5 protein-coding genes are annotated in these 6,624 nt (G+C 42.2%); 2 read left to right on the forward strand and 3 right to left on the reverse strand.

The features are described from left to right. Positions 1-37 precede the first annotated feature (37 nt). Positions 38-2,419, reverse strand: coding sequence for an immune inhibitor A domain-containing protein (locus tag BABA_RS25705; RefSeq protein ID WP_007088209.1), 2,382 nt, complete (start codon positions 2,417-2,419; stop codon positions 38-40). Between the two features lie 533 nt (positions 2,420-2,952). Between BABA_RS25705 and BABA_RS25710 the strand changes: the two genes are divergently transcribed. Together BABA_RS25710 and BABA_RS25715 are read left to right on the forward strand one after the other, a co-directional pair. Then, positions 2,953-4,110: a ParM/StbA family protein gene (locus BABA_RS25710; protein WP_007088210.1), complete on the forward strand. Its 1,158-nt coding sequence runs from the start codon at positions 2,953-2,955 to the stop codon at positions 4,108-4,110. Between the two features lie 13 nt (positions 4,111-4,123). After that, on the forward strand, positions 4,124-4,723 hold the full coding sequence (locus BABA_RS25715) for a hypothetical protein (RefSeq protein WP_007088211.1): 600 nt from the start codon (positions 4,124-4,126) through the stop codon (positions 4,721-4,723). A gap of 60 nt (positions 4,724-4,783) precedes the next feature. Here the strand turns inward: BABA_RS25715 and BABA_RS26915 are convergent, their stop codons facing one another. Both BABA_RS26915 and gdhA read right to left on the reverse strand, forming a co-directional pair. Next, the gene (locus BABA_RS26915; protein ID WP_007088212.1) at positions 4,784-4,912 is read right to left on the reverse strand and encodes a DUF4023 domain-containing protein; all 129 of its coding nucleotides are present in this window, start codon (positions 4,910-4,912) and stop codon (positions 4,784-4,786) included. Between the two features lie 94 nt (positions 4,913-5,006). After that, positions 5,007-6,389: an NADP-specific glutamate dehydrogenase gene (gdhA, locus tag BABA_RS25720; protein ID WP_007088213.1), complete on the reverse strand. Its 1,383-nt coding sequence runs from the start codon at positions 6,387-6,389 to the stop codon at positions 5,007-5,009. Positions 6,390-6,624 lie beyond the last annotated feature (235 nt).

Raw genomic sequence — 6,624 nt, forward strand, 5'->3', positions numbered from 1 at the left:
AGCCTTCATCAGTGGATAAAGGCTGGCTTTTACATGATTATTTAAAAATTAATACCTTACCAACGGAGCCGTCAGCACTTTGTCCAACCACACGGAATTTTAATCCGTACGATGGAATGTTACGGCCAGCATCAACAAGGCCTGGATTGCTGTATTTTGCCTTATCGTCAAAAAGCGGGTTACGTTGTGTAAAGTTATCTTTCATAGTAAACTGACCAGGATAATTTACGAACATTTTAGATGATTTATCCAAACCAAAGGCTGCATCGTTTAACTGGTAGCGTGTGGATCCAACTGACTTATCACTCCAGATATTTGTATGCTGATCAGCATCGACTACCCCAAGGAAGCCATCGCCAGGGTGATCACCTGTCCAGTTGTTATCGTAAGATTCATCTACATACCAAACAACAAGTCCTGGATCGTAGGACATCAGGCTTGCTCCGCGGCGGATGTGGGCTAATCCTGCATCCACGCCATTTTGGGATCTCCACTCTAATAGGTAATAGTGGTTAGTCGTATATTTACCATCATGCTTTTCAAAACCGTTTAATGTAAATTGTGGTTCCCCTTCAGCGCCATCCGTAAAAATTTCTTTGCCATCAGCCGATACTTTGACATTGTCGACAAAGAATCCATCTAAATTGGTTGCCCAGTCTGTCATGGAACGGAATTGAAGCTGTATTTTTTGCCCTTTGTAGGCACTTAGATCGATGGTTTCGTGTACCCAGCCCTTACTTGAGCCTGTGTAGCCAGGCAGGTTTTCTTTTATCGCCGGATAGCCCCCGGGATCTAAGGTAGTGCTTGTCCGTGGAGTTGCAAGTGAGTTCCAGGTTGCCCCGTCATCTGTTGAAACTTGGACCATAGCATAATCCCAATCTTTTTCAATATTGTACCAAGCGTCGAAATCCAGGGTCGCACTAGCAGCACCTGTTAAATCAACATTAGCTGCCATCTTATGGTCAGCTTCATCGCCTTTACCGCCATAATACTCGAATTTTCCTTCTTTTGGCGTATTCAGGATATTTTCTTTGGCTGGAAGATCAATTCTCACCGCATCATTATTCGTGCCTTTTGTAACACCTTCATCAAGGAGGACAGTTGTGCCTTCCTTTGTGATTCCATCTGCTTTAAGCGTTGTACCGCTTAACCAGTTGCCACCGTGTAGGTTTTGCAGCATTTCTTTTGCATATGGACTGAATCCAGATGGCTCTGTTCCAGGAATGTCTCCTGCCCAGCTGCCTGCTGACATAATTGACCAGTACGCAATGGCTTCACCAGCACCAGTGTACTGGGTATCATATTCGTCCGGAAGCCCTAGGTCATGGCCAAATTCATGGGAGAATACGCCAGCTGCACCGTCTTCAGGTTCAATGGTGTAGTCATAAGCACCTAAAAGACCTCCAAAGCGATCACTATTGGATTTGCCGCCAGGAACAGCTGTAAGCCCCCCAAGATTCCAGCGGTGTGACCAAATCGCATCGCCGCCTAATGAACCGCCGCCTGCTTCTTCACCAACACCCGCATGAATAACCATTAAATGGTCGATGATACCGTCTGGCTCATTATAAACGCCATCACCATCATAATCATCGCGATCCCAGACATCATATTCACTTAAATCAATATTAGGGTCTTGTCCTGCCTTTGTAAGTGCCTCATATACCAATGTACGCGGACGGGCATCACTGCCATCTGCGGTTGGATAGTTACCGCCATAATACGCTGCAGGATGATCCGCTGTATACCAGCCAGCGACCGTACCGTCTACTGTGTAACTGCCGCCTGATTGCTGCTCATAATATTGCTTCATAGAAACAAGATTTTCACCATTTGGTCCTTTATAACCATCTTTACCAAAAATCATATCTTGGAAGTGGTCGTGGGTGTAATTCTCATACCACATGTCTGTTTCATCTTTTGTAATCGAGCTTTTCTCGTAATCTGGGAAATCAATGGCTAGAACGAGAACCTTGTCATGACGTACATTTCCGTCATACTTTTCTTTTTGAACAGGATCTACGGTATTTTTCTTAGCTTGTCCTAATTTGTTGCCATTCCCATTTTTAAGTCCGTTAGATGTTGATTTTCCATTTTCTTTAATCTTACCAAGCCCGGCTGGCAGTTGATCTTTTGTTTTCCCGAGCTTTCCTTTTGCCTTTAAGTAGTTCTTTAATGCCTTTTCCGATTCCGCAGGACTAGCATTCTTTGCTAGTTTTCCTTCGCGTTTCAGCATCTCAATTAATCTCTCATCATTGGCGATGGCAGCGTCAAACGATGTGGAAACCTTAGCAGCAGCTGCAGCCGATTTTGGTGCTAGCGTGCTGGCGCCAAGAGTGCCAACGAACAAGCTGGATGCTACAATCGTGCTGGCTGTAATACTAGAAAATACTTTTAAGGCTCTGTTTTTCTTTACCAAGCATACTCCCCCTAATTGAGTAATTATGTAGTGCACTACCAATTATATACACCTGATAGAATATTGTGAATATTAAAATAGAATTACGACAAAAGTAGTGGTAATGCATCATATTGTCCTAATTTCACGCATAATACGGCATATTATTAGCGAAAAGTATATTTCCTATTTTTCTAGTTTAGAAGAATTGGAGTTTTGTAGATAGAAAGAAATATAGTTATTTTTTCAAAAACACCTCGTTTGTATACAAAAATGTATACTTGTTTACTTAATGTTTACTTGAATGTAAACATGTACACAAACCTGTATACATATGATAATATCAACATGTGTACAGGTTTGTGTTTGTTGTATACGAAAGTGTATACATTATAGTTAAAGTTTACAAAATGTTTACTATTTAACACTTTCATTTCGTTTTTGTCGGAACCATTGAATAATCTAGTGATTTGCTTTAGCCTTATATAAAGGAATCTAAAGTTACATATCAATTTTTTAAAAATAAATCTATTAAATGAAAAGGAATGGTGTTTATGACTAAATCAAGAATTGCCGCTGTTGATGTAGGAAATGACTCTATTAAGGCCATTTTCGGAGAATTAGAATATGAATTAAATATTCCTAACATTGTTGCAAGAGACACGGAAGACCGTCCTGTTATTGGAATCGAAGAACTGGATGACAAGAACCCATTAGATGGGATTCACGTGAAAGTGCACTCCCCTGCTTTGAAAGAGAATAATATGATTTATCGTGTCGGCAATTTAGCGACGAAAAGTAATAATGCCACAGAATTAGACCCTGGCAGCAGCAAGTCTGAGGAAGACCAAACATTAATCATGCTTTTTACAACATTGGCCTTGGATGCCGTCCAACAGGAGAGCTTTCCACGGGCAAAGAATGTGATTGATGCCAGCTACACATTAGGTACTGGTCTGCCGCTTCGTGAAGTAAAGGAAGGGAAGGATGCCGGATACAGATCTAAATTAGTCGGCTCTGTTCATCAAGTTGAATTCCTAGTGACGCCCAAATACCAAGGATTAAAGGTAAATATTAAATTTAATGAAGTAAAGGTGTATCCAGAGGGCTTTGCTGCCTACATCAACCTTGTAATGGATAATAATCTAAAAATTATCAATAAGGATTTAATCGATAAGCGTATCTTAATTCAAGATATTGGCGGATTATCAACGGATATCGCGGTCATTAAAAATCGTAATGTCGATGATGATAAAGCACAAGGGTTTAACCTCGGGGTTTCAGAATCTTTAGAGGCCATTCGCGAAGAAATTAGAACGAAGCACGGTGTTGAGCTCGATAGCCGCCGTGATGTCGTCGAAATTATTACGCGAAAAAATGACCGCAACCATATCATGGTGAAAGGGAGCCGGACTAGCGTGCACGATATAACCGACCGGATTCTCCTAGAATTAGCGAAAAAACAATATCGGTTATTGCGGAATGTGTGGCAGAAAAATTCACAAACGGAAATCTGCTATTTTGTTGGCGGCGGAGCGCACGTCTTGAAAGATTATCTTAAAACATTAAATAACAACTTAGACGGCTATAATATTGAATTTTTCGAGGATGATAAGGAAAGTATTTGGATGATGGCCAATGCGTATTATAAATTGATCACAGATTATGCCAGAAAAGTGGAGAAACAAAAAGCTGTTCCGGTAAAGAGCTAAGTAAGGTGACACTATGAAAAAGCCTGATGCCAATGAAATTAAGCGGGGTCAAGCGCTATCGTTTCGCGTTCCTTCCGATACACCTGACCATATTTTAAAGCAGCTGCAAAAAGTAAAAGAAACAGAGCGAAGGAATTTTTCGAGCAAGCTTGCGGAGTTTGTCATGCAAGGGGTGAACCATTCTTTTTCCAGGGAAAAGGAAACGATCACCATCCCGCTGCCAAGGAATTTAACGAAAGCACAACGAGATTGGTTGAAGCATGAACACTCAGAGGCATTGTTGGGAAGTATTGTCTATCAGCTGATATCCGACCCGATTCGTTCTACCTCTTTATTGGCTTCCATGAACAGTAAATCAGTAGATATTGAGGAGGCTCTGTATCTTCAAGAAGAAGTATTTCCCGAGGAACCATCCCGATTCATTGATGAGGAGACTAGTCATAGTGAGGTGGCTGCTGCCATTGAGGAAGTCCCCTCCCCTAGCGATTTGGATGATGATTTATCCTCGTTTGATTGGGACAGTGCGAAACCGTTAATGGATGAAAAGAATGATGAGAGTGAAGAGGATATGGATGATTTGTTAGGAGATTTTCTAGCAAATATGAATAAGTGACCTTTTGCAAAACCCCAAGCTTCATGAGCTTGGGGTTTCCTGTATTGAGGTATAATGTAGTTAGTGTTTATGATTCGGCAATTTTTTGCCAGGGTGATTGTCTCCTTGTTTTTCCCTGTTTTTTCTGTCCTTTTCTTGGTCTTCATGCAGTTTTTCAACAAATTCATGGGTGCTCTTGTTGTTATCCATGTCGCAAACCTCCTTGATAATTGAACCAATGTTAATGTAACCCGTTGGCAAAGAAAACATGCAGGCAAAAAAAAATCTCCTTAATAGGAGATTTTTAGATAACACCCTGAGCAATCATTGCATCGGCTACTCTGGTGAAACCAGCGATATTGGCGCCGACGACCAAGTTACCAGGGAAGCCGTATTCTTCAGCAGCCTTTACACTGTTTTGATAAATATTAATCATGATTTGATGGAGCTTTGCATCGACTTCCTCAAAGGACCAGGCCAAGCGGGCACTGTTTTGTGCCATTTCCAAGGCTGATACCGCTACACCGCCGGCATTTGCCGCTTTACCAGGGCCAAACAGTACCTCGCTGTTGAGGAATACGTCAATCGCTTCGAGTGTTGATGGCATGTTGGCACCTTCACCAATTGCTTTCACACCGTTCGCTACCAGAATTTTTGCTGCTGTTTCATCAATCTCATTTTGAGTTGCACATGGCAGAGCAATCTCACACGGAATAGACCAAATACCAGAGCAGCCTTCGAAATATTGGGCATGCGGGTGGTGGTTCACGTATTCACTGATGCGTTTCCGCTCGACTTCTTTAATTTGTTTGACGGTTTCCAGATTAATACCATTTTCATCGTAGATATAACCATTGGAATCACTGCAGGCCACGACTTTAGCGCCAAACTGTGCTGCTTTTTCCATCGCATAAATGGAGACATTGCCGGAGCCAGAAACAACGACTGTACTGCCACAAAAGCTTAGACCTTGATCTTTTAACATTTCTTCGACAAAATAAACAGCGCCATAGCCAGTTGCTTCTGTACGTGCCAGACTGCCGCCGTATCCCAAGCCTTTTCCAGTTAATACCCCTGCTTCGAAGGTGCCGCGGATTTTTTTATATTGGCCAAACATAAAGCCAATTTCTCTTGCGCCAACGCCAATATCCCCTGCCGGTACATCGACATCCGGGCCAATATGGCGGTAAAGCTCTGTCATAAAGCTTTGGCAGAAGCGCATGATTTCACCGTCCGATTTCTCTTTCGGATCAAAATCAGACCCCCCTTTTCCGCCGCCAATCGGCTGACCGGTTAAGGAGTTTTTAAAAATCTGCTCAAAGCCAAGAAATTTAATAATACTTGCGTTTACGGACGGATGGAAGCGTAATCCGCCTTTATATGGGCCGATGGCACTGTTGAATTGAACGCGGAACCCGCGGTTTACTTGAACCTTGCCGCAATCATCCACCCAAGGTACACGGAAGGTAATGACACGTTCTGGTTCGACGACCCTCTCAAGAATCCCTTGCTCCATATATTTCGGGTGTTTCGCAAAAACGGGCACGAGCGAGTCGAAAATTTCCTTCGCTGCCTGGTGAAATTCACTTTCAAACGCGTTGCGGTTTTTCACTGTTTCGAACACCTGATTAACATAATCCCTTGCAGCCTTCGAACCTGATTGTTTTACAACCTCTATTGTTTGCATCCGAATTCCTCCTTTTAAATGAAACCATTGACTGAAGATTCTTTGTTTTATTATTGTTTTATTTTATAATTGATAAATCATCTAAGCAATATAAAGAATAGATAAGAATCATATCACAAATAGATTGATTGGAAATGTGGAAGCGCCCTGGTCAGTGGCGTATGGCCTGGAGCGCTCCAACTGAGATAAAGGAAACACGGAGAGCGTAGCGATCCGATGTTGACTTATCGTAGGG

This window comes from Neobacillus bataviensis LMG 21833, assembly GCF_000307875.1.
Classification (GTDB): Bacteria; Bacillota; Bacilli; order Bacillales; family Cytobacillaceae; genus Neobacillus; species Neobacillus bataviensis.

Coding starts and splice junctions, on each gene's coding strand:
- BABA_RS26915 (WP_007088212.1), bottom strand. CDS start 4,912: ATGGATAACAACAAGAGCACCCATGAATTTGTTGAAAAACTGCATGAA.
- BABA_RS25710 (WP_007088210.1), top strand. CDS start 2,953: ATGACTAAATCAAGAATTGCCGCTGTTGATGTAGGAAATGACTCTATT.
- BABA_RS25715 (WP_007088211.1), top strand. CDS start 4,124: ATGAAAAAGCCTGATGCCAATGAAATTAAGCGGGGTCAAGCGCTATCG.
- gdhA (WP_007088213.1), bottom strand. CDS start 6,389: ATGCAAACAATAGAGGTTGTAAAACAATCAGGTTCGAAGGCTGCAAGG.